Annotated in this window: 22 protein-coding genes; 5 read left to right on the forward strand and 17 right to left on the reverse strand. The window is 51.5% G+C overall.

Annotated elements, in window-relative coordinates:
- The first annotated feature begins 328 nt into the window (after positions 1-328).
- Both ACFSUC_RS10940 and ACFSUC_RS10945 read left to right on the forward strand, forming a co-directional pair.
- Positions 329-1,156 (forward strand): collagen-like triple helix repeat-containing protein, encoded by an 828-nt coding sequence (locus ACFSUC_RS10940; RefSeq protein WP_379929629.1) that lies wholly within the window; start codon positions 329-331, stop codon positions 1,154-1,156.
- A 230-nt stretch (positions 1,157-1,386) separates the two neighbouring features.
- Positions 1,387-2,058 carry a hypothetical protein gene (locus ACFSUC_RS10945; protein WP_379929631.1) on the forward strand — a complete coding sequence of 224 codons (672 nt, stop codon included), beginning with the start codon at positions 1,387-1,389 and terminating at the stop codon, positions 2,056-2,058.
- 64 nt (positions 2,059-2,122) lie between these two features.
- On the opposite strand, the gene ACFSUC_RS10950 is transcribed toward ACFSUC_RS10945, so the two are convergent.
- Positions 2,123-2,500, reverse strand: coding sequence for a hypothetical protein (locus ACFSUC_RS10950; protein WP_379929632.1), 378 nt, complete (start codon positions 2,498-2,500; stop codon positions 2,123-2,125).
- Between the two features lie 212 nt (positions 2,501-2,712).
- Between ACFSUC_RS10950 and ACFSUC_RS10955 the strand changes: the two genes are divergently transcribed.
- On the forward strand, positions 2,713-3,489 hold the full coding sequence (locus ACFSUC_RS10955; protein WP_379929634.1) for a collagen-like triple helix repeat-containing protein: 777 nt from the start codon (positions 2,713-2,715) through the stop codon (positions 3,487-3,489).
- A gap of 71 nt (positions 3,490-3,560) precedes the next feature.
- Here the strand turns inward: ACFSUC_RS10955 and ACFSUC_RS10960 are convergent, their stop codons facing one another.
- Positions 3,561-5,162 (reverse strand): sulfatase family protein, encoded by a 1,602-nt coding sequence (locus ACFSUC_RS10960; protein WP_379929635.1) that lies wholly within the window; start codon positions 5,160-5,162, stop codon positions 3,561-3,563.
- A 374-nt stretch (positions 5,163-5,536) separates the two neighbouring features.
- Here ACFSUC_RS10960 and ACFSUC_RS10965 point away from each other — a divergent pair, with 374 nt between their 5' ends.
- On the forward strand, positions 5,537-5,791 hold the full coding sequence (locus tag ACFSUC_RS10965; RefSeq protein WP_379929636.1) for a SemiSWEET transporter: 255 nt from the start codon (positions 5,537-5,539) through the stop codon (positions 5,789-5,791).
- Between the two features lie 23 nt (positions 5,792-5,814).
- Here ACFSUC_RS10965 and ACFSUC_RS10970 read toward each other — a convergent pair whose 3' ends face one another.
- The 5 genes from ACFSUC_RS10970 to ACFSUC_RS10990 all read right to left on the reverse strand — a co-directional run bounded on the left by ACFSUC_RS10970 (position 5,815) and on the right by ACFSUC_RS10990 (position 10,205).
- Entirely contained in the window at positions 5,815-6,453 is a 639-nt protein-coding gene (locus tag ACFSUC_RS10970) for an ABC transporter permease (RefSeq protein ID WP_379929637.1), read from the reverse strand.
- A gap of 4 nt (positions 6,454-6,457) precedes the next feature.
- On the reverse strand, positions 6,458-7,438 hold the full coding sequence (locus ACFSUC_RS10975) for an ABC transporter ATP-binding protein (RefSeq protein ID WP_379929638.1): 981 nt from the start codon (positions 7,436-7,438) through the stop codon (positions 6,458-6,460).
- 118 nt (positions 7,439-7,556) lie between these two features.
- Positions 7,557-8,510, reverse strand: coding sequence for an ABC transporter substrate-binding protein (locus ACFSUC_RS10980; RefSeq protein ID WP_379929639.1), 954 nt, complete (start codon positions 8,508-8,510; stop codon positions 7,557-7,559).
- A gap of 64 nt (positions 8,511-8,574) precedes the next feature.
- Positions 8,575-9,219 carry an ABC transporter permease gene (locus ACFSUC_RS10985; RefSeq protein WP_379929641.1) on the reverse strand — a complete coding sequence of 215 codons (645 nt, stop codon included), beginning with the start codon at positions 9,217-9,219 and terminating at the stop codon, positions 8,575-8,577.
- Positions 9,220-9,419: 200 nt separating this feature from the next.
- Positions 9,420-10,205, reverse strand: coding sequence for a glucose 1-dehydrogenase (locus ACFSUC_RS10990; RefSeq protein WP_379929642.1), 786 nt, complete (start codon positions 10,203-10,205; stop codon positions 9,420-9,422).
- A 264-nt stretch (positions 10,206-10,469) separates the two neighbouring features.
- Here ACFSUC_RS10990 and ACFSUC_RS10995 point away from each other — a divergent pair, with 264 nt between their 5' ends.
- Entirely contained in the window at positions 10,470-11,666 is a 1,197-nt protein-coding gene (locus tag ACFSUC_RS10995) for an MFS transporter (RefSeq protein ID WP_379929644.1), read from the forward strand.
- 327 nt (positions 11,667-11,993) lie between these two features.
- On the opposite strand, the gene ACFSUC_RS11000 is transcribed toward ACFSUC_RS10995, so the two are convergent.
- From ACFSUC_RS11000 to ACFSUC_RS11045, 10 genes are all read right to left on the reverse strand, one after another.
- Entirely contained in the window at positions 11,994-12,977 is a 984-nt protein-coding gene (locus ACFSUC_RS11000) for a zinc-binding dehydrogenase (protein WP_379929645.1), read from the reverse strand.
- A 447-nt stretch (positions 12,978-13,424) separates the two neighbouring features.
- Positions 13,425-15,875, reverse strand: a complete 2,451-nt coding sequence (locus tag ACFSUC_RS11005; RefSeq protein ID WP_379929646.1) for a glycoside hydrolase family 31 protein — start codon at positions 15,873-15,875, stop codon at positions 13,425-13,427.
- Positions 15,876-16,056: 181 nt separating this feature from the next.
- Positions 16,057-16,878 (reverse strand): TPM domain-containing protein, encoded by an 822-nt coding sequence (locus ACFSUC_RS11010; RefSeq protein ID WP_379929755.1) that lies wholly within the window; start codon positions 16,876-16,878, stop codon positions 16,057-16,059.
- A gap of 2 nt (positions 16,879-16,880) precedes the next feature.
- Positions 16,881-18,011 carry a hypothetical protein gene (locus tag ACFSUC_RS11015; protein WP_379929647.1) on the reverse strand — a complete coding sequence of 377 codons (1,131 nt, stop codon included), beginning with the start codon at positions 18,009-18,011 and terminating at the stop codon, positions 16,881-16,883.
- A 22-nt stretch (positions 18,012-18,033) separates the two neighbouring features.
- The gene (locus tag ACFSUC_RS11020; protein ID WP_379929649.1) at positions 18,034-19,368 is read right to left on the reverse strand and encodes an SPFH domain-containing protein; all 1,335 of its coding nucleotides are present in this window, start codon (positions 19,366-19,368) and stop codon (positions 18,034-18,036) included.
- 174 nt (positions 19,369-19,542) lie between these two features.
- Positions 19,543-20,076 carry a hypothetical protein gene (locus ACFSUC_RS11025; protein WP_379929650.1) on the reverse strand — a complete coding sequence of 178 codons (534 nt, stop codon included), beginning with the start codon at positions 20,074-20,076 and terminating at the stop codon, positions 19,543-19,545.
- Positions 20,077-20,089: 13 nt separating this feature from the next.
- The gene (locus ACFSUC_RS11030; RefSeq protein ID WP_379929651.1) at positions 20,090-20,497 is read right to left on the reverse strand and encodes a hypothetical protein; all 408 of its coding nucleotides are present in this window, start codon (positions 20,495-20,497) and stop codon (positions 20,090-20,092) included.
- Positions 20,472-21,077 (reverse strand): RNA polymerase sigma factor, encoded by a 606-nt coding sequence (locus tag ACFSUC_RS11035; protein ID WP_379929652.1) that lies wholly within the window; start codon positions 21,075-21,077, stop codon positions 20,472-20,474. Before ACFSUC_RS11035 ends, ACFSUC_RS11030 begins: the two co-directional genes overlap by 26 nt.
- Positions 21,078-23,606, reverse strand: a complete 2,529-nt coding sequence (locus ACFSUC_RS11040; protein WP_379929653.1) for an FtsX-like permease family protein — start codon at positions 23,604-23,606, stop codon at positions 21,078-21,080.
- Positions 23,603-24,364, reverse strand: a complete 762-nt coding sequence (locus ACFSUC_RS11045; protein WP_379929655.1) for an ABC transporter ATP-binding protein — start codon at positions 24,362-24,364, stop codon at positions 23,603-23,605. Before ACFSUC_RS11045 ends, ACFSUC_RS11040 begins: the two co-directional genes overlap by 4 nt.
- Between the last annotated feature and the right edge of the window lie 140 nt (positions 24,365-24,504).

Below are 24,504 nucleotides of genomic sequence, written 5' to 3' on the forward strand. Positions count from 1 at the left end.
TTTGTATTTCTCTACAGCTTCCATTTTCTTGTCATAACTGATTCGTCTTCTTCCCATAAAAAAGCTCCCCTTTGAGTAGTCCTGAATTTTGTTATTTCAGGTGTCTACTCAAAGGGGAGCATATCAACGCGGTCGCCGTCCCCGTTCTGATCACGCCATCTACACTTGGTCAGCCGGAGCTATTCGAAGCGATCGGCGCTTATGTCAACATCGTGCGCATTGGATAATGCCGCAGCTATCCCATTTTCATTCGCCGACCGCGTTGGTCTATACGGGCTGTCCGCATTTCTCATATGATATCCCATACTCAAGGAGAGGAGTTATAGATATGATCGAGGATACCCGTACATGCGGGAAGATAATCAGACGTCCCTTGAAGCGCCGGATGAGAAAGCATGCGACTGTGGTTTGCACGTGTATGACCAAACCAGCCAAACGCACGTACGGACCTTCCGCTAACTGGACGTCATCGTCCAGCCTTGTCACATGCACATGCAAGCGAAAGAAGTCAACATGCAAAGTCGGACCCAGGGGGCCAAGAGGACCTCAGGGGCCTGCCGGACCAAACGGACCGAATGGTACATCCGGTGCAAGAGGCAATTCGGGACCTAGAGGAGCGGCCGGGTCCACAGGGGCAACCGGACCGGTTGGACAGCAGGGGCCACAGGGAGATCCGGGACCCGCATTTAACTCCGCTCTGTTAGTCAGCTATTCCTCCAGTGATGTCCTCCCTGTCGCGGCCGGGGCCACGTTTACCTACACCGATGTCAACACCAATGGAACTGTTGGAGCCGATCTGACAGTAGATCTGAATAACGGAACGTTCACGGTCAACACAGCTGGCCGATATCTGTTCATTTGGTCCTTTAACCTGGAAAATACAGAAAACGAGGCAGCCAGCATCATCGCCACACTGGTACAGAATAACGTCAATCAGGCGTTGTCAGGTGTGCCGAATGTCGTCAGCGGCGCGATCGGCACCGCCAATGGCAGTATTGCCGTGAAAACATCTGTCGGAGATATCATTACGATGCGCAATCAATCCAGCAGCCCCAATCTCGGAGATACGAATGTCGCGATTACCCCTGCCATTATTGCACCTCCACAGTTGTTTCCGGGAATTGGTGCCTGGGTTTGCGTTATTCGTGTCGGCTAACAAAGTAATATGGGAAAATAATGAAGATCAAAGATCTATGGAAGTGAACCGCAAATAGGAAAGATAAAAAAGTTAGAGGTTAGAGGAAGAGGAACAGAAACAAGAACAGAAACAGGAAAAAGGTAATAAGAAATGTGAAAAGGAAAAAAAAGAAATAAGTGAAAGGAGTTTTCATTATGTTCACGGATCGGGTTCATCCCTGCACGTGTCACGGAAAAAGAAGAAAAGTCATGAAGAAAAAGAAAAGACCCTGTCCGAACAAATGTCCGCGGGGACCACGAGGATTGCCCGGTCAGCGAGGACCGGCAGGTACGGCAGGACCACCAGGATCGCAAGGACCACGCGGTTTAAGAGGCCCGCGGGGCGCTACCGGAGCGACAGGACCTCAGGGGCCAGTTGGAAATCAGGGACCAGTTGGACCGACCACAAGCGGCACGGAGCTGGTCAGCTTTTCCGGTCAGGAAACGCAAGTCGTACCCGGTGACACGAACTTCCGCTATACCGATATTAATCCCAACGGCTCGACAGATACAGACGTCTCACCGGATTTGTCTGCGGGAACCTTCACGATCTTAAATACCGGAGCTTATTTAATTAACTGGTCCTTTGACATCCGAAATACCAATACCGAAGCAGCGAATCTGATTGTCTCCCTGTTCCAGGAAGATCAGCGTATTGCCATCACCGGCATTCCAAACGTACTGCCGAATGTCTTGCGAGCCGTTCCAGGCAGCATCGCCGTGCTGGCTACGCAGAACACCCTGTTTCGCTTCGTCAATGAAACCAATATTGTTCCGACCAACTCCCTAGCCGTACAGGTTGAGCCAGCCGTTACGTCCGAAGGCGGAGGCACGCTATTTGCCGGAATTGGCTCCTGGGTAAACATCGTGCGCATCGGCTAGCAGGCTAGATGGCTACATGGGCATCGTCTCGTTCTCGGAGAGGCTGCCACTTCCTGTACGATTCCTATACGACAAGCTGCTGATACAGGTGCTGCAACGCTCGATATTGCTCGGACCACTGCCGGAAGGAATCATCAGAACGCTGTGCCAGTGCCTCATCAATCTTAAAGGTCAGGTAGTTCATTTCCAGCTCGATATCCATTTGAGAGGCCATCCATTTTTGCTGATGATAGGCTTGGAGATCGTCCATCGCGATAAACATCGCATATTGCTCATTGACAATGACCTGCATCATCCATCCCTGTTCTTCATGATATTCTCTTTTGTTCGTGAAGGTCACTCGATCCCCTTCTTCGAAATGAAAAAGTCTTCTTGTCTCACAATTTGAACACATGCAGCTGATCCAGTGATCAAACGGGGATCGCACAACCAGTTCCAACATCACCATTTCTCCCTTCCACGTCCTCATGCTTCTATATTGTCATGTTCGTCCACAAATTTTGCGAATCGGAACACAGGCATTGAATCATGAATCTATCGAACAATTGATAATGATTATCATCATCATAAATAAAGGTGAGAGAAATGTCAATCTTCACTCGGGTGGCTGCGCTTGAAGGCGTCATTCCAACTTGACAGAGAGGAGTTCCGTTCATGATCAAAGACACATGTACGTGCGGTCAAAAGCCGCATTTGCAGAAAAAACGCCGTCATAAGCGTGGACAATTGTTTATCTGCACCTGCTGCGCAAAAAGCAAACACAAGAAAAGAAAGAGCGGGATCTGCAAGCCAGGACCTCGCGGACCTCGTGGACCCCAAGGGCCTGCCGGAAGCAATGGATCACCCGGGTCTCAGGGGTCACGCGGACCTCGCGGACCTCGCGGATCAACCGGCGCTGCAGGCGGAACAGGTCCGCAGGGCCCTGAAGGACCGGTTGGACCGCCGGGACCGGGATTAGACTCCCTGCTGCTCGTCGTGTATTCCGATACGGAGGCCATTGCGTTCGGACCCAACGAGATTTTCACTTATACGTCGGTCAATCCAAATGGAACCGCCACGACAGACATTACGGCAGACCCGATTGCCGGAACGTTCCGTATTAACACGGATGGCAGATACTTGTTCCAGTGGTCCTTCAACCTGCGGCCGGAAGGGTCCACAGGTACTGTAAATGATGTGGTTGCTACGTTATTTAGAGGCGAAGACCCGATTGCCCCGTCCGGTGTTCCAAATGTTGAACCTGTGGACGTTGGCGTGCCAACCGGCGCCATTGCTGTAGAAGCGAAAGCAGGCGAAATCCTGACGCTCCGCAATCAGTCTACCACTAACCTTGGCGGACCTGCCTCAGTGCTGCTTACCCCATCCATTCTCGGACAGCCTGACCTCTTCCAGGCTATCGCATCCTGGGTAAGTGTCGTTCGGATCGTATAATCAACAAACCGCTCTGCCTCCATCCTGCATCACTTGCATGCAGGACAGGGGTGAGCGGTTTTCCATTTATGTCATCCTTTCAATACCTTGGGTATTCGCTGCCGGGCCTCCTCACTGTCTTCCTGCGTCCACCACGGTACAGGCTCCAGCCCCCTTGCCTGTAGACGGGATTTAGCCCTGTCATATGCATCCAGCGAAAAAATCTCTCGATCCTTCAGATCATACGGATGCAGTCTAAATTGCCCCACATAACGCTGCAACGCCAATTGAAGCTCCTCCCGTTTCTCTGCATAAGCAGGATCATCAGCCAGATTGTGCTGTTCGGCGGGATCTTGGCTAAGATCATACAATTGGTCAGAATCAAGCGCATGCCGATAGACATCCATCGTTACATACGGCTGGTGCTGCTCAGACATATCGAGATGGTTCGGCAGGACATGAAGAGATCCCGCTTTGACGGCCTCCGTTATGGACTTTGGATACCGAAGGGCAATGTATTTCATGTCATCCTTCAGGACGGCGCGCAGAAAACCCATCTCGAAATACAGGCTGTCGTGGCGATCCTCCCCGTTCAGAATGGATCGAATATCCTTCCCGTCCAGCACCATATCTCGCGGCGCTTCCACTCCGCAGGTTCGCAGCAAGGTGGGCACCAGATCGATATTTTGCACCAGATCATGAGAAACCTGCCCTTTGCCAAATCCGTCCGGCCAGCGTATCAACAGCGGGATACGTGTTCCGAATTCATAACAGCTTGCTTTTCCTGGTTCTACGTTGTGATCTGAGGCATACACAATGATTGTATGATCCAGCAGCCCTTTTTCCTCGAGCCTTTGCATGACTTTCCCGAATTGCAGATCGGTCCAGTATGCGCCTACACGACGATGATCAATTGCCATGCCTCTTGCCTTCAATGTTTCCTTGATTGCCCTTCTTTCTTCCCCTACAGACTTCATTGCGGGATCATAACCACTCCACGTTAGGCAGGGGTCTTGATCCAGCGATTCATCATGCGAAGGACCGTGAAAGGAAGATGTGGCCATATAGAGTGCAAAGGGCTTGTCTGCATCCAGCGAATCGATCACTTCCAGCGCTCCCTGAGTCATCCATTCCAGATGATGCGCCTTTAATTGATCGAGCGGCATTTCATCCACATTGCCCCACACGAGACTGCGTGCATGATCAACCTGCAAAGTGCACTTCAACTCGTGCTGCAGGATGCGTTGCAGCTGTCTGACCTTCTGGTCGGTCTCAGGATCTCTCGGATCCTCATCTGCTGAAAAAGAGGGAGCGCCTATGTCCGCCAGACTTCTTCCACAATGCCACTTGCCAACATAGCCTGTCTGATAGCCATTGTCCTTCAAGACGCTCATCAGATTCGGTGTCTGCTCATTCAACACGACATTGAAATGGATGTTGCTCATATCTCCAGGTGGATTGTCTTTCAAAAAGACCGGGTCTGTGTTGCGTCCTGCATAATGACCTGTCATAAACGTATACCTGGAAGGTGTACATACCGTAGAGGAGCAATAGGCGCGTTCAAATCGCACGCCTTCAGCGGCCAGTGCATTGAGATGAGGCGTGAGCACCTCCCCTCCTCCCTGATAACAACCCAGACAGTCCTTCTGCGTGTCATCCATCATGAGAAACAAAACATTTGGTTGCTTTCCCATGCTTGCCTGCACATCCTTTCTAATCGGTTTTGATACGGCTGCTTCGATACTTTTTTGACTAATTTTAAATCAGGTTTGATCAGCTTTAGATCGATTTCAGTTCGTCTTCTGTGCGGTTACATCGAGCCGTTGACTATCTCATCATCTTGATCGTACCACCTTGTACATACCGCCTCTACATACAGAGGCTGAATCCCAGATTTGCTCCATGTTTTTCCCGATATCATCCTGTATATCCATGACCCCCAATTTCGTTTGTCTGCTGCCGATTGTGCAGTTGTTTTTTCAGCCTGTAGTATGATATGTTGCTTACAGATAAGAGAGAGAAGAGTGAAGAGTGAAATAAAGAAGATAGTGTAATGGAGGAACCTACGATGAATTTAGTCACCATAATTGGTTCGGTTGCTGCTTTTTTGACAACCATTGCTTTTTTGCCCCAAACGTTAAAAACCATCCGCGAAAAAAACACGGATGGCATCTCCTTGCATATGTACACGCTGTTTACGGTGGGCGTGTTTCTGTGGCTGATCTACGGTCTGTATACCGTGGACATCCCGATTATCCTGGCCAATCTGGTCACCTTCGGTCTGGCCATGACCATCCTCATTCTGAAAATCCGATATCACTGATCGCCGCCATCGGACGGAGGGATTTAGGAGCGACGTTCCCCCTTCGCTCGTAATGCAGCGCGTTTCTCAAACCACAGAACCGCCTGATTGGACAAGATCGCCAGCAAGGATACAAACACCGTTCCCCAGACGATCTTGGGAAAAGAATTCTGATACAAACCTTCGAATAACACGACGCCCAATCCCCCCGCGTTAATCCAGGCTGCTATACTGGCAATGCCGATAATGGAGATCACTGCAATACGAATGCCTCCCAAAATGACAGGCAGTGCTAACGGCAGCTCGATCTTCCAGAATAGTTGCAGCGAACTGAGCCCCATGCCCTTGCCAGCTTCCACAACTGCCGGGTCCACCGACTGAAAGCCTACCATGACATTGCGCACCAAAATCAGCTGACTGTATGCCACCAGTGCAATAATGGCCGGCTTCGTGCCAAGCCCGGCAATCGGGATCAGCAAGGCGAACAACGCGATGCTGGGTATGGCATACAGCACGCCAAGCACAGACAGAATCGGCACAGACAGCCACCTCCAGCGAGACAGCAGCATCCCGGCCGGAAGGGCAATCAGCATCGCTAGCCCCAGCGAAGCCGCCGTGAGCTGGATATGTTCCCATGTCAGGGAAAGCAGGCGATCATAATGATTCAGCAAATAGTCCAGCATGCCCTCACCTGCTTTCTATCGGTTCATGTATACGACCGTCCAGTACTTTCAATTGCTCAAAGCCAATCGTACCCACCAGCTCATCATCCTCGTTCCTGACCCCGACTTGTTCCCCATCGCTCTGCAACAAGCACGACAACACCTTTTTCAAACTGTCTGTCGTGTAAACGGTATGCCCGATCTCCCCGGAAGCCTGCCTCACTGGCACCATCATTCGCTGTGCCTCCATCAGTTCCAGACGCTGAAACACATCATCGGCGTGCACCAGCTGGCGCACAAAATCATTCGCCGGCTCTGTCAGAATCTCCAGCGGAGTGCCATACTGCTGAATGCGCCCTTCGTTCATGATCACGATCTGATCGCCCAGCTTCATCGCTTCATCGATATCATGCGTCACGAACAAAATCGTTTTGTTCAGCTTTCGCTGGATATCAATCAGCTCATCCTGCAAGCTGGCCCGTGTGATAGCATCAAGCGCCCCGAACGGCTCATCCATCAACATGATCGAGGCATCACCTGCCATGGCCCTTGCAATTCCAACCCGCTGCTGCTGTCCGCCAGACAGCTGCCTTGGGTAGCGGTCACGAAACTCGGCAGGCAAATGTACCAATTCGAGCAGCTCAGCCACCCTTTCCCTGATTTTCCCGGCGTTCCATCCGAGTATCTTCGGTACCGTGGCAATATTCTGCTCGACAGTCATATGTGGAAACAGACCGATTTGCTGGATCACATATCCGATTTTCCTGCGCAGGTTCTTCACAGGCAGCGAAGTAATATCCTGTCCTTGCACGCGGATGCGGCCAGAGGTCGGCTCATGGATGCGATTGACCATTTTAAGCAAGGTCGTTTTTCCGGAACCGGAAGCCCCGAGAATCGTAATAAAGCTGCCTTCTGCAATGTTTAAGCTCGTTTCATGCACCGCTGGCTCAGCAGCATGGGGAAACGTTTTACTGACTTGTTCAAATTCAATCGCATACTCACCCATGGCGTTCGTCCCTTTCCTCTGTCTTCCCTGCCACGCACACAAGGCTTGCCTTTGTCTGGAAAGGAAAGCCATGCTGCGCCTTCAACCGTATGATGCCGTTCGAATGCTGTTTCCGACATTATTCCGACAGAATACCTTCCTCAATCAAAAACTGCTTGGCCACATCGGCATATTCCTTTTTCTCAATATCGACCTGCGCATTCAGTGCCATCATCTTCTCATTATCCAACAAGGCAGACACTTCGTTCAGGACATCCGCTACTTCCGGATTCCCTTCCAGCACTTCTCCGCGAATGACCGGAGCCACATAGTACGGCGGCCAGAATGACTTGTCATCCTCCAGCAGCACCAAATCTTCATTGGTCAAGTCCCCGTCCGTCGTAAACCCGACCGTTACATCCGCTTCCTCATCCAGAATAACACGGTATTTAATGCCGTAATCATACAGCTTGATGCTCTCGAAATCCATGCCGCCATAATGCTCCTTCAGTCCCTTCAGCCCATCCTGACGCTCTTCAAATTCCGGAACAGCAGCCATTCTAAGTTGTGGGGCCAGCTCAGCCAGCTTGGAAATCGTATAGAGATCGTATTCCTCTGCAATTTTGCGTGTCGTGACCAGACCCTGTGAGTCGTTGGCATTGGTCGATTCCAGCCAGATCAGATTGAACTTTTCCTTATAGCCTTCTGCAACGAGATCATACACTTCCTGTGCATCGGATTTTGGTTCTTCCTCCAGCACGTTGATTAGCCCCGTTCCGGTATATTCGGGATACATATCAATATCGCCGCTCTTCAAGGACTCATGCGCAATCAGCGTCCCGCCCAGGTTCAACTTGCGATTAACGCCATAGCCTGCATTCTCCAGTGCCAAGGCATACATTTCACCCAGAATCAGGGACTCTGTGAAGTTTTTCGAGCCGATCGCCAGGGTCGGCTTGTCTCCTTCTCCGTTTGCATTGTCGTTGCCATTTCCACATGCGGAAAGGATCACTGTCATCAACATGACGACCGCCAGCAAGACCAGACGGCTCTTGTTCATTCGATTGGACGTTTTCTTGCTACTAATATTCATTTCTTCAACCCCATCCTTGTTATCTTCTTTTTTGTTGTAAATTTGATCTTCTGATTGATCTTCCTTAATCCCGCTGGTAACGTGTGAAGACACGCTCCAGTCCAGCAAATAGCACCTCTGAACTAATGGCCAGCAGCGCCACCGGCACCGCACCGACAAGCAGCATGGAGAAATTGTACATCCCCAGGCCATTTATGATAAAGGTACCCAGTCCTCCCCCGCCGATAAAAGCCGCAAGCGTGGCACTCGCCACTACTTCTACCGCCGCCGTCCGAATACCGGCAATGGTGAGCGGAAGAGCCAGCGGGAACTCCACCTTTCTCAGTCTCTCCCGGCTGTCCATGCCCATTGCCGATGCCGCTTCCAAAATGGACGCATCAATGCCTCTGAAAGCCAGAAACGTATTGATCAAAATAGGTGGACAGGCCAAAATCGTCAAAGCGACCAGCGCCGGCGTAAATCCGGTTCCGAGAAAAGGCATCACCAGAATCAGAACAGCGAGGCTCGGAATCACACGCAATGAATTGAACGTATTCATGACGACGCCTGAAATGCGCTGATATTTGGCACACAAAATCCCGAAAGGCACGCAAATCAAAATCGCCACCACCAGCGCGATGACACTAAGCAAAACATGAATCTGCAAGGCATCCAGAAAGCGATCCATGTTGTCGCCTATATATTGCCAGGCTTTTTTCAACAGCTCCATGACGTTCCTCCCCGACGATTCCTCTATGTACATACGCGTCCTTCTATCCTGTATACCCATTCCTTGCCCACATCGAACCACTTTTTTTCATCATCTTGTGTTAGTTGGGTGGGTTTTATCCCCAATTGTCCAAAAAAAACAGCGAAAATCGCCCTCTACCCCATCGTAAAATGGCGGCAAAGCGCGATCTCCATCGAACCTCAGTATTTGGCTGATTGACCACCGTCAATAGGGATAATGGCTCCGTTAATGAATGGTGCCTCACCCGACAGCAGATAGGCGACCAGGCTGGCGACCTCTTCAGGCTTACCCAATCGTTTCGCCGGATTTTCCTGCACGAATTCTTCCGCCGCCTGCTCCCAGTTATCCGGGTCAATCTGCTTGAAAGAACCGCGAACCATATCAGTCAAGATCGCCCCGGGAGCAATCGCATTGACGCTGATGCCTTTTGCCGCGTATTCGATCGCCGCATCTTTGGTCATACCCGCTACGGCATGCTTGCTTGCCCCGTACGCCACCTGATTCATCACGGCCCGAATGCCGCCTACCGAGGACGTATTGACAATATAACCACGCTCCTGCTTTTTCATAATCGGCAGCACGTGCTTCATGCCATAGAAGACACCTTTCAGATTGATGTCGATAACTTTTGAAAACATCTCACTATCATAGTCTTCAGTCAGATTCTGTTTGCCTTCAATGCCTGCATTATTGAAAAATCCATCAATCCGACCAAAATGGTCGACCGTATCCTTCACATACTTTTTGACTGCTTCTTCATCCGACACGTCTGCTTTCAACAGCAGCACTTCCGTGTCATGATTTTCCTCCAAAATCAGACGCTTGCTTTCCTCCAGCGCGTCTTGATTGACATCCACGAGTGAAAGCTTCGCTCCTCGCTTGGCTGCTTCGATTGCCGCTGCCTGTCCGAGACCTGCTCCTCCCCCGGTAATGAGTACAACTTGATCGGTTAAACCTGGTTGCATGGTTGATCTCCTCCTATGATTTGATCGACTATTTAAAGAACTTAAACACAACGCGTCGCTTTTAAACAAATAAACGAGAATACATGATATTTTGCCTTGCAGCGCCTTAATTCTTACCTGCAGGTAACCTGTCTTACTAGAAAGTGCGTACTATTTTTTTATTCTGGTATGAGGGATAATCAATCTCGCAGTCGTACAGCGTACCTCGATTCAGAGAAACGGCTGCATGATCTGACCGATTTCATATACAAGGAGGCATTTATCATGCATACCGCTACACCCATAGATCAAACGAAAACAAAAGGAGGCATTCCTGCTCTCCTCGCACTTGCCATCAGCGCCTTCGGCATCGGGACCACAGAGTTCGTTCCCGTCGGTCTGCTTTCCACCATATCAGACGATCTCGGTATTTCCATTACGCTGGCTGGCTTGCTGATTTCCGGCTATGCGATGGGTGTCGCATTCGGGGCGCCCATCCTGACGGCCTTATCCAGCCGTATGAAACGAAAAACGCTGTTGATGGCTCTCATGCTCATCTTTATTGTCGGAAACGTCATTTCTGCTGTTTCGACTTCTTTTTCTCTGCTGCTTATCGCCCGCATCATTACAGCCTTTTCACACGGTATCTTCTTCTCTATCGGCTCGACGATCGCAGCCAGTGTCGTCCCGGCAGATAAACGGGCCAGTGCGATCGCTTTTATGTTTACCGGATTAACCGTTGCTACGGTTACAGGCGTCCCACTCGGGACCTTTATCGGTCAAATGTTCGGCTGGAGAGCCACCTTCTGGGGTGTCGCCTTGCTCGGGGTCATCGGCATGATCGCCAGCGCCATTCTCGTGCCGCGCAATCTGAAGGAAGATGCGCCATCCACATTAAGCGAGCAGCTAAGTGTGCTGCGCAGCTCCAGACTGCTGCTGGCCTTCGCCATTACCGCACTCGGATATGGCGGAACCTTCGTTGCTTTCACTTATTTGACGCCATTGCTTGAGGATGTGACCGGATTCAGTTCCCGCTGGGTCAGCATCATCTTGCTCCTGTACGGAATTGCGGTAGCCGTCGGGAATGTAATCGGGGGTAAAGCCTCGAATCGCAACCCGCTGCGAGCCTTGTTCTGGATGTTTGTATTTCAAGCCGTCATCTTGGTCATGCTGACTTTTGCTGCACCCTTCAAGTTTGTTGGCCTGCTGGTTATATTCCTCATGGGCGCCTTTGCCTTCATGAACGTACCCGGTCTGCAATTGCTGGTTGTCAATCTGGCAGAAAAATACGTGCCCTCGGCGGTCAATGTAGCCTCCGCGTTCAATATTGCAGCCTTTAATCTGGGGATCGCCATTGGCTCCTTTACTGGCGGGCTTATCGTCGATTCCATTGGTCTCATTCATACCCCTTGGATCGGTGCCGTGATGGTGGTCGGCGCAATCGTGCTCACAGCCGTCCTGAGGCAAAAAGAACCTGCATAACCTTGTCGCTGGGCGACAGCAATAAAATGAATCAGCACCCTGTCGATGCGTGAATAGCCGCACATATCGTGGTAGCCGTTTCGACGAATATCATGGCGGTATAGGTCTCACGGTATAGCTAGCTATACCGTAAAGATCCTAGAGAAAGAAACATTCGCAGAAAAGGGATGCCCTCCTATCGGGCATCCCTTTTCTATGTGTGCGTTCAGATTTCTGTGTGTGCGTTCAGACTGTCTCATCTGTCTCATCTATCTGATAGATCCAATCGATCTATCACGTGTGATATGGATTCATCTTTCTAATCGGAATTAGGCTGGAGCATTCTTATTAATGCGCCACCCTGGCTACGATCTTGCCTTTTACATGCCGTTCAGACAATCGGGTGAGCGCCTGCGGTACTTCATTCAGATCGACCACTTCTTGCAGCATGGCAGAGAGCTTGCCAGCCTCCATCATCGCCAGCATTTCATCACCCATCACTGCGAGATCCCGCTCCGCTCGTTCATCACCGGACTGATAGACGGCACCGAGAGCGATTTCGTGATAGGACACGACCTTGGAGAACGCCTTTAGCTTCGTAAAGTCCGGCGCTCCTGCAATGTATACGATATGGCCCATATACGCAATTGCATCCAGCGAATCTGTGGCATTTTGCCTGCTGACCGTATCCACGACCGCATCCACCCCCCGGCCGTCAGTCAGCTCCAACACCCGAGCCACGAAATCTTCCTGCGCATAGTCAATGACATGATCCGCCCCCAGTGATTTCACATATTCATGATTGTGTGCGGACGCGGTGGAAATCACGGTTTTGCCGGCTTGCTTGGCCATTTGCACAGCAAATCCTCCCACGCCGCCTGCTCCGGCATGAATGAGCACGGTTTCGACCAAATCAAAGGGCAATTTACGGAACAAGCATTGATAGGCGGTATAGCCCGCCGTCGGAATAGCCGCAGCGTCTTCAAATGGAATGGCGTCCGGAATACGGGACACCATATGAGCGGGCACAAGCGCAAATTGGGCATAACCGCCTTGACGAGTCAAATCCCCGTGGTAAACGATACGATCTCCCATTTCCCATTGGGACACCCCTTCTCCAAGTCCCGCAACCTCACCAGCTACATCTAGCCCAAGCACATGCGGGTACGTCCAGTTCGGGTTTCCTCCGGTCGCCGTCTTGTAATCGACCGGATTCAAGCCTACAGCCCGAACCTTGACCAGTATCTCTCCCCGCCCAGGGGTTGGCTGTTCCATCTCTTCTATCTTCATCTCTTTCCAGAGCCCTTTGTCTGCCAGCTGCAAAGCTTTCATTTTCATCCACTCCCTTTTCTTTTCCCTTAACTTCTGCTTCCTTAACTTCTGCTTCCTTCATTCCTGTTTACTGATTCTTGTTTCCTTATTTCCCGTGTTCCCATGCGGCCTGACAATGCTGCGCACCTACAGTCTCTCCATACGAACCTGAATGTCACTTTGACCTAACCGAAACTTACACTTCACTTCACTTGATTTCACTTGCATTTGTACTTGTATACAAGATACACCTATTGTAGCGCATGGCGAATATGCTGATCAAATCTGTCTCCTGACACCTGAACACCTGGTACAATGCCTGATTTCTTTATTTTCAGCATCCTGTTCTCATTTCATGCCTGTTTGCACATGAACTCCGATCCAATTACACAAAAAAACTCCGGATTAAACCGGAGTTTTTTTGCTAGATGTGGGTGAACCGGACAGAACGCCATTTGGCACCATTGCTTATGGAGACACCGTTAAGGTCAGATCCATCTGACTTCCTGCTTCTACCCGGATGAAGGTCACCTCTCCATACGTATCTTCTGCCTTTGCCCAAGCCATGCCTGCCTTCTCCAACTGTTCCTCCGACACTTGGTCCAGCTGCTCACCATTCATCTCCACCGCATCCGCATGGACACCGTGTACTTGTAGCAAGATATGGCTGTAGCTTGGCGTATATGTCCCGTCAGGATCGGGATGATTCAGTTTGATCTGGACACCTTCGGTATGGCCCGTCAACTCGATCTGCTGCCTGGAATAAGCCTTGTCCTCGTAATCGTACGTACGTCCATCATCATCATACAACTCGAACGTCGTCGTCTGTTGCGCCGGGAACAGGTCAATGTTCAACTGTTCCACGGCTTGCTCCCCTACGTAGTTCATCACCGGTTGAGTAGGAATAATGGCGCCTTCTTTAATAAACAGCGGGATATCTTCCCAGCTTTGTGCATCCAGCGCATAGGCCATTTCCTGTCCGCCCTCGTAACGATCCCCTCTGAAATAATCAATCCAGGTTCCTTCCGGCAAATAAATCAACTTGCTTTCCTGTCCCTGCTCTACCACTGGAGACACGAGCAAATAATCACCAAACATCCAGGCATCGACCCGATTCCGGACATTCGGATCATCCGGATAATCAAACAACAACGGCTTCACCAGCCCCAATCCCGTCTCATACGCCTGTCGCTCATAGGCATAGATGTAAGGAATCAGCTCATATCTTAGTCGGATCGCTGCGGAGGCCACTTTCTCAGCCTGCTCGCCATACACCCAAGGCTGCCGCTGTTCATCCTGCTCGCCATGCACGCGGAAGATCGGGGTAAAAGCACTGAACTGCATCCAACGCGCGTAGTTTTCAGGCTGCGGAGTGCCTTTAAAGCCGCCCGTATCCATCCCCCATTTCATCGCACCGACATTGATGGCGGACAACATTCTCTCTCTCTGCTCAGCCATACTCTTGAAGCCAGTCTCAATATCTCCGGACCATAGTCCATACGCATAACGCTGAGAGCCTAGATAAAAGTTGCGGTTAATCGACCATACGCGCAGCTCACTATCCCGCCGCTGACCGTCATACATCGCCCGCTGCATGTTCATAAACTGTACGTTGTCATAACCCACATCAGCTTCATCATTCCACCAGCCGACAAGTCCGGTCTCAAAGGCCGGCTTCGTATGCGTCCAGAACCATTCCCGCACCTCAGGCAACGCAAAGTTGACATCATTCACGTTTCGGCGTGAGAAATAATCCTTGTACATACTTTTATTGGGCCACCAGAATCCGTTCTCTTCCGCGTACTTTCCCTGTTCCGTCAGGGCATGAATGCGTGGTTTCAAGATGCCGGTCAGCTTGATTCCGCGCGCATCCATCATCTCTTTCAGCTTGCCTGAACTGCCGTCCGGGAATTTTTCTTCATTCCATCGAAATTCTCCGTACTGATCCTCTCCCCAGGCTTTCCAGTCAAAGTCCAGCGTAAAGCTGTCGATCGGAATGTTCTTCTCGCGATATGTATCCACCAGTTGGACCAGTTCCGTCTGATCAATTCCCCATTCAAAGTTAAAGAAGCCCATTGCCCACTTGGGAAACATCGGGTACGTACCTGTCAAAGCGGCTGTTTGCTCCATGATCTTGTTCGGATCACCCACGAGGATGAAATATTCCAGATCGGGCTCAGACAATCGGTCTATCTCTATCGCCCCTTCCTTCATCCAGATGGAGCCGCTGATGGTATCGACCAGTACCCCATATCCGTCCGTGCTCCACATAAACGGGGCGCCCGCTCCTCCCTGTTGCCCGGCCGTAATATATCCCCCGCCGTCACGAAGCAGCAGGTCATCAGAGGAATCGGAGGCGCTGTATCCCTTGAATCCATAAAAGGCATCCTCCCCTTCATACGCCAGCTGAAAGGCATCTGCGGAAAAGACCTCTGATCCCCCGTCCTGAACCAGCAGCTTGTCCGAATGGTCATAGACGGAATACCGATACGTCTTCGGATCAATCTCCACTGTCATCTCGCTGGTGCTGATCTTCATCGGCTGCGCATCGAGATTCACTGTGACCTCGAAGTCCTCCCCATCCTCTCTAAACCCGTCTTGCTCGTCTTCCGGTTTGAGCAATAGCGAATCCTGCATTTCAGCCCCCTTTGGCACAAAATGCACCCGAAGCGTTTCCGGACTTCTCACCTCATAGGTTAGAGTCCCCTCCTCCAGTTCTATACGGATGCCGTTATCGGACGAAATCATCTCGATTTCCCGGCTTGGTGTGTCTTCCATCACTTTTGTCTGATCGCCGTTCCGTTGACCGTTGACTTGCTCGTCCCTGTCACTGCGATCCATCCACAACAATGCCGTGATTCCTGCCGCACACACCAGCACAATGGCTGCCAGTAGATACATTCGCCTGTTCTTCCTCATCTGAATTCCCCCTGTCACAAAATAAAGGTAGCGCTTTCATTTATTAGATCCAGTATGTCGTATTTCTGTACATAATGCAATCGTTTGTATCTCATTCATTCATAAAAAAAGAACGCCTTTCGGCGTCCGAAGCAGCTATTCAGAATTCGATGCTCTTGAAAATCCCATCTAGTATCAGCGGCTAGAATTTCCGTCCCCCGCCGCCGTGTTTACGACCTCCGCCCGAGTGGTGTGTCGTGGAGCCAGCTCCGCCTCCCGTCTGTGTCTCTATCTTCACCCGTTTTACATCCGTATCAAAATGATGATCCGATTGATGGATCAGACGGAATGATTGGGCGTCCAGATAGGTGCCTGGCGTAGTCGTCATCTGTCCCTTGTTGCTGCTGGCCATGATGCCAACCACGATCAGCCCGATTACGATGGAAATGCCGGCATAGAGCAGCAATTTGTAGAGGAGCGGCGTTTCGGCTTGCTCGGGGGCTTCATACTGACCGGAAGGTACCCCTGCTGCCACCATGGAGGCAAGCTGCTGCACAAAAGCCTGAACCCCTTCTGTGTAACGGGCATCCTGCATATAGGTATAGAGCTGATCGAGCAGGCGGTCTATTCGGGCATCGGTCAAGTACCGAATCGCCTGACCGCTGGTGGAGATGTAAATCTCTCTGTCATCCATGTTGATAAGCAGGAGCAGACCATCATACTCGGGGCCGAACCCATATCCGCCCTGATCATACAGATCATCTGCATAGGCCCGTGAGGTCTTGCCCGCATTGTCATCCGTAGTCACGACGACGACATCCAGCTGTATCCGCTCGCTGAGCTGTACGATTTCGCTTTCAAGTTTCTTCGCATCGCTCTGTGCAAATAAGTTTGCGTCATCGATGAGACGAGCCTTCTCGTCTAAGACTTCCTCTGTCGCCATCAGCACAGAGGAAGGAAGCAGCATCAGGAGGATGGTGATAAGAACCAGTATGCGGACAGGATGAATTCGTATACCGCGCATCTCTACCACAGGAATGCACCTCCTGTACTCAGGGCCGCAAAGGACACGCCGGTGACGATTCCGAACCAAGCTGCAGCACGTTTCCAGCTGATCGGCAAACTGCCCGCGATTTTGCCTGTCTGACCGTTCATCGCAAACATATAGGTTTTGCCCTTGAATTGATAGGTGAACATCCATACGGGCAAGAGCACATACGTACACGTTACCTGCTCCATTTCCATATGAGACTGTTCGGTATGTACATGACTGTAGCCCTGTATCGTATCTCGCAGCAAGGTGTCCGTATCGTCCTGTACACGCTGGCTGACGCCAGGAAACACCTCGTCCTTGCCAACGTCATATTTCTCCGCGAGATAGCCAGACAGGTACGCCATCGAAAAATCAGTCAATTCCTTGTAGTCATAAGGCTCCAGCACCTTCATCATCGCATCATCCATCTTCTTCGAACCATCCGCAGGCACACCGGAATACCGGGCGGTTCCCGTACGCGCTATCTGATAATGCTTCGTTTCCGTATAATGGTATCCGCCTTTGGACCACGACCGAACCTTCTTGCCTTTTGCCATCAGGCTGCCCTGGACTTCACAGTCATGCAGCCAAAAGGGGACGTAGATGCCCGAGAGCTTCTCCAGTTCCGAGTGACTCGTAAAGATAGTGGACAAAAGCGGCTTTCTCCGGCACCATTTGACGAAGGAACGCGTCGCCTCTTCCCGATTGAATTGAAACGGGATCACTTTCTGCGGGCGAAAGGTCCCCGAGAGCTGTCGCGGCAGAATGGTCGGATTATGACAGTAATAGCAAAACGTAGCCGCGGTCGTCTCATCCGTCACAATTTCAGCCCCACAGCTGTCACAGAGATACAGCCTGGCCTGCTGTTCAAATGCTTGCTCTGTGCTCCCGGCTTCAGCAGAGGTTGTAGAGAGCGGATCTGAAGCAGGCTGGATCGAAGAAGCATCCGCATGAGCCGACGCATCGGATTCTGACAGCGCATCTTTTGCGTGCTTGCCTGCAAAATCACGGGCCTCCTGCTCTGTATATTCACTCAGACAATAATCGCATTTCAATTTTTGCAGGTCAGGCTTGAACGACAAAGGCCCACCGCAATTGGGACATTTATAGGTCACCGAACTCATGAGTTCCCCCTCCTCTTCCCCGTTACGAGGAGGCCCTGTCCGCTTGATCGAATGGATCGCCGCACTCCGGACAAAATTTATACGAAATCGAGGTGTCTGCCGGCGTGAAGCCGCATTTGTCACACTGCAGGCGTTCCGGCTTCTTGGCTCCGCAATCCGTGCAGAATTTGCCGTCATTTTCATGACCGCATGCACAGTTCCACGTCTCGGACAGATTCTCTTGTTTGGAACGTCCGCACGCCGTACAGAAACGCCCTTCATTGTCAGTGCCGCAGCTGCATGTCCATGTCTCGGCTGACTGCGTTTTGCCCTTGGCTGGTGAGCCCGATGCCTGACGGGCCTGTTGCGCTTGCTGTTGCTGCATCGCCTCCCGGTTCGTTGCAGAGACTCCTTGCATAAATGTACCTGCTCCCTGCATGCCCATGCCGACACCCATAAATCCGGTCATGGCACCCGCCTCATTCGAGCCTGCCGATTCCAGTCCTCTGGCGATCGAACCCTGCACATAGCCATCCCGAATGGAAGGGTCCTGCAGCATCGCGCCCTGGTTTCTCATATGAATGAGTTGCTGCGACTGCTCGTCATAGGAAATGCTGTTGATGCCCACTGCCTGTACTTCCATTCCCCTCAGTTGACTCCAGTCTGTATCCAGCACATCGGCCATGTATCGGGCCAGCTCCACACTCTTCGAGGTGACATGAGAAATGCGGATACCGTCCTGGGACATCCGGTTGATCGCTGACTGCAGCGCGGTCAAAAATTCATTCAGGTACTGCTCGTTAATGTCTGCTATCTCTACATGCGCCTGGTTTCTTGGAATGGCTTCTGCAAAAAACTTCAGTGGATCAACAATTCGAATGGAATAGGTGCCATGGGTTCGCAAAAACAGCTCGGCATTATAAAAATGATCAAAATAGTTGACCGGATTGCGTGTGCCGAACTTGATCCCCTTGATCTCCTGCAAGTTGATAAAATATACCTTCTGCGCCTTCGAAGATGCTCCGCCAAACTGAATGCGGCTGAATGTATCCTTCAATGCTTCACCGAACTCGCCATTAAACAGGGAAGGCATGGAGGATTGGTCCACTTTGTAATAGCCTGCTTCTGCGGTGTAATCCACAATTTTGCCGCCATCCAGTAGCAGCATGAATTGGTTCGGATGCACGTGAATGACCGAACCGTTGGACACGGTCGTATCTGTTCCTTTGCGATTGCGATCGCGGGCATCCTTTGCCCTCACTTTCACCCCTGGGGTGACGACGGTTGTACCGGTCATTTCCTGCGGCTCGATCACTTCCAGCCATTGGTCTGCCAAGCCTCCGCTTAACGCACTGAATGCTGCTCTTACAATTCCCATATCTTTCCTCCATCTTCGTTGTTTTTTCATCTCATCGTACCTGCTGATGCCATTATGTATCCTTCTTCATCATAAAATAAGGATGCACAGGTGACAACAGAAAGGTTATCAAGATTTGGGTTTGTTTGTAGAGACACTTCCAGTGCTGTTATCCTCTCGCAAGACCTGTCCGGATCAGGACAGTCCGCTTCGTTTCCTCAGCAAGAGATACAGACCGAAGACAATCAGGGCGATGGACAAGACCATGCTTGAACCGTCCGTACTGGTCAACCATTCCCAAACTGGCGGGTACAGCCTTTTGGTGGCCAGCAGCCCTCCTGCCAATATAAATACTCCCCCTGCAAGGACATCGTCTCTCACCCGGCGGCCTCTGGCCATCTGAATCAGCCATACTTCTTCGTCAAGCGAGGCATAAGGCGAGATCGTGGTCAATGAAGGCAGACGTTCCGCATCAGACCGGTTATGCTGCTCTACATAAGTGAGGTAATGCTGAATAATGCTCCGTCTCGTTAAGGCATCAAACAGGGAATAAAACCAGATGACCGCAAGGACAAATGGAAACACCATCGGCAGGACCGGGATAAACGCAATACTGGCAAACGCACTGATCATAAGCTGAATGCCCCGTCTCATGAGTCCCAAATACAGATGCCCAAGTCCCGGCAGCACGGACATGATCAAGGTTGCCGCAAAATATTTTTTCTTCATGTTCCTTTCCTCCTTAGAACCAATCTCCCAGTTGTTCGAACCAGTCTTCTACATACCCCGACCATCTATCGCTCCAGGCTGTCATTTCTTCGAGCTGATGAAATACCTGCAGTTCCACCATGCCGATGGACAATAACAAGGCCAGCAGCAGAAACCCTATCCGTGCCCCCCGTTTCGGAACATGATGGGCGAAGGAAGGAACATCTTTTTCCTGCTCCATTATCGAGCGCATCACCGGAGACATCACATTTACAGCGTCCTTGGTCCCGTCCATCGATGACTCTGCTTGCCAGATGTCCTGCGATTCCTGCAACGCTTCCACCAGCTCTGTGCAAGCTGCACACTGCTGAAGATGCGCCCTTTCATCTGCTCCCAACGCTGCGCCGCTTGTCACCTTATCCACGATTTCCTCGCAATGCATCCAGTTCCTCCCCTTTCTGCTTCAGCATCTTCCGGGCCCGATACAACTGAGATTCAATCGTCTTGATCGGCACGCCTGACTGCTCACTGATTTCCTGATACGAGCGCTCTTCCAGATAATACTGGCGAACGACCGTCCGGTAAGGCTCTTTCAACGCACGCACAGCCTCCTTCACCTTCTCCGTTCGTTCCATGCGCATGAATCGATCCTCTGGTGTTTCCGACTCGGCGAAGGTTCGCTCACCCTCCTGCTCTGATGTCATCAGATCCACGCGATTACGGCTCCGCGCCCGTTGCCAGTCGAGGCACTTGCGCACTGTAATCGTATAGAGCCAGGTTGAGAATTGCGCGTCACCACGAAAGGAGGCGAGCGATTCATACGCCTTGATGAAAATGTCCTGTGTCACATCCTCTGCTGAAATCGGGTCCTTGATCATCTTCAGACAGACCCGATATACCATGCCCTGATAACGATCTACAAGCAGGGAAAAGGCCTCCGTTTGCCCTTGCCGTACCGCTTGCACACATGCCAAGTCATTCAGAAATCGCTCCCTCCCTTCATGGACGACCTGTTGCTGCAACTACGATCTGGTCCATGCTTCCGATCTGCGCATGAACGCGAATGAAGCCAGCCAGCCTGAGACCATGGACAGTATAACCGTGAATCCGATCAACCCTACATAGAGATTGGAATCAAAGCCCCACCGCCATTGTCCGTCCTGTTCGAGCCCGAATGGAATGACCACCGCTTCCACCATCGCCACACCCAGTACCGTCGCCAGCCAAGTGAGCAACAGACTCTCCCATCTGAACATGCGCCGAATCTGCTGGGTAGTCGCGCCAGCCAGACGAAGATCCTGCACTTCCTTCCCTCTGGCAAACATGGCGATGAACTGTGTATTCATGACTGCAATGGAGGTAAAGAGAACGGATATTCCCAGCATGATATAGAGCGCCATTCGCTGCACCCGTTGTTCATCCTGATCTCCCTCTACCGCAGAGAAATCACGGATGTGCAGAGGCGGCCAATCTGTCTCAAGCTGACGGATCGCCTGCTGAAATTGGCTGTCGCTCGTATGAGGAGCCTGGTAGACCTGCAGTTGCTGAAACAGTTGCTGATCCGAGTGGGCATACAGGGGACGCCATGGCAGCAATATCTCTTCAAAGCCCTCCATGCGTTGAAAAATGGCGCCTATCTCAAATTCTGCTTTCGTTCCGTCTGCCAGCCGTAGGGTCAACCGATCCTGAACCTCTACCTTCAGACTGCGGGACCAGGCATCACTGATGGCAATCTTGCCGGCACTTTCTATATCCAGCAGGGAACCCGATACCACCTTCAGCAATGGAACGGCACCGCTTTCGTAAAGGCCGGCCGCGCTGATTTCTTCCAGATTGGAACCTTTCTGAACGACGACACTGGAACGAACCAGTGCATACCCGCCACGAATCTCCGTCTGTTTCATCACTTGTTCTACAAATGGCAGCGGAATCCCTTGTCCCCCGGCCAACTGAATCTGATACCCGCCGCCTCTTCGCTCGGCCGCATGCTCCTCAGTCAATGTCATCAACCAAGTGCTGGTGAGCAACATCACCGCATTCACCGCCAACAGCATCGAAAGCGGAATTGCCACCTTCACCAGTTGGCTGCGATTGCGCTTCAGATTGGCCATGGCAAGCGGTAGCGCGGCACCAGGAACCAGCACCAGCAGCCATCTCGTGGCGGCATGGAGGAGCGCCAGCAGAATAGGCCCGCATAGCGAAGCCGTAATGAGCCACAGTGCAATTACGATGAAAGACATGCCCACGCCCATGCCGCCCTGCATCGGTGTAAAGATCAGGATTGCCAACCCGCCGCCAAAGAAAATCAGGCCCAGCATATAGCGAACCCACCTGCTTTTCGCTGGAGGCTCCACCTCACCCTTGACCGTTTTCAGGATGTCCATGCCCGTTGCCGACCCTGATGACCCGGCAGCAGCGAGCAACGAAATGAGCAGACTCGCCCCGAATGCAATACCGATCGTCATCCTGGGCGATATCAGGGTCAGTTCCGATGGAATGGCTCCGATGTCGACGAACATCTGCCTCAGCCAGGCAGCCCCTGCTGACCCCAGCAAACTGCCCCCGATTGCACCGATACTGCTCAATAGCATCGTCTCGGTGATCAGCATGCGTTTCACCTGACCCGTGGTAGACCCAATTGTGCGCAGAAGCGCGATATCACCAAACCGCTGCTGCACAGAAAAAGAAATGGTGCTCGCCAGCACAAACATGGCAATAAAGAAGGTGAGGCCAACCATCGTGCCAAATACAGCAATCGCCCCTGTATAATCCAGAGAAACATCAGCCGAATCCGCCTTTATGCGGGACTGATTCGCATATACGTTTACCTGCATGGATTCTTCAATACGTTCGATCTGTTCCTCCGTCAAAGGCGAAGCGCCATTCAACTTGACACCTATCGCAGTAGGAAGACCCTGATTGGCTAAAGAGGCATGGCTGGCATCGAAATACATCGCCCCCTGAAATGGAGCCCGTCCCCCTTCATCCTTTCCGATTCCCACAAGGGTATAAGTCTGGATGCCTGCAGCTGTCAGGACCTCCACCTGATCCCCAATCTGATACCCGCTCTGCCGGGCCAAATCCGCATCGATCACCACCTCATCCGGTGCCTGCACCGGTCTCCCTGCCTGGAGCCGATCTGCGGTTAATGCATAAGAAGACCAGGTATGTCCAAATGTCCGATACTTGCCTTGATTCAGCAGCAGGTTTCCCTGTTGATCCAGCAGCTGCGCATAAAAAGTCAGATCCAGATACAACGAATACCCGGGCAGCATTCGCTCAATCTCTGTTATCTCTTCTCTGGACAAAGGGGGAATAACAGGAATGTCATCGGTCTCCCGGTCTTCTCCCAACTCGGCCACGACCGTTCTCGGATGAGCAATAAGATAATCGGCCTGTTGAAACCTCGTCGGTCCTTTATCACCAAATATCGCAGAAAACATCAGAAGCAAGCAGCTTGACATCAGCATAGAGGCACAGATGACCGTCAACAACGTTCCCGCATACAGCCGATACCGATGCCGGATAAACGACCAGGATAAATGGATCATGGCTGAGTCACTTCCATCATCGTGCTCGCAACCTGCTGAGCGGATGGATGCCTGAGATCTTCCTGGACCCGACCGTCTGCCAAAATGATAACCCGATCCGCATAAGCTGCCGCATTGACATCATGCGTCACCATCAGCACCGTTTTGCCTTCCCTTACCGTCGTCTCCCGCAGCATGGTCAGGATTTCCTTGCCCGTTCGCAGATCAAGCGCGCCTGTCGGCTCATCGGCATACACCATGTCTGCGCCAGAAGCCAGTGCCCGTACGATGGCAGCGCGCTGCTGCTGACCGCCAGACAGCTCATAAGGCATTTTATGCCGGATGTCATACAGCCCCGTTCGTTTGAGCAGTTCAACCGCGACTTGTTTGTTCGGTCTTCGTCCGGCCAGTTTTTGCGGCAACAGGACATTGTGCCATACCGTCAGCGCTTGCACGAGATTGAAGCTCTGAAAAATAAATCCGATATGCTGGCGTCTGAATTTCGTTAATCGCGGCTCTTTCAATTGATGAATGGCAACATCCTGGATGATGATCGATCCGCTTGTTGGACGATCAAGTCCAGCCGCGCAATTGAGCAGCGTTGATTTCCCCGAACCGGACGCCCCCATAATCATCGTAAAGCTTTCCCTGTCGATCGACAGGTTCACGTTGTCTAGCGCCTGATACGCCTTTCTCCCGCTATAGGTTTTGCTGACGGCTTCCATCTGAATGATGGGCGTCTGGATCTGTGGATGATGAATCTTTTCATGTGCTTGCATGTTGCAGCCTCCCCCTGTACGTTCGTTCATCGTGTACAAGTTAGACGCCCCCCGCAGAGGAAGCACTGCAACCTGCCAGAAAAAAATTAATCCACTTTGCATGTCCATGATTTATTCGTACAAAAAAACCCGCTGAGCAC

It is taken from the genome of Marinicrinis sediminis (assembly GCF_042685085.1).
Lineage (GTDB): Bacteria > Bacillota > Bacilli > Paenibacillales > KCTC-33676 > Marinicrinis > Marinicrinis sediminis.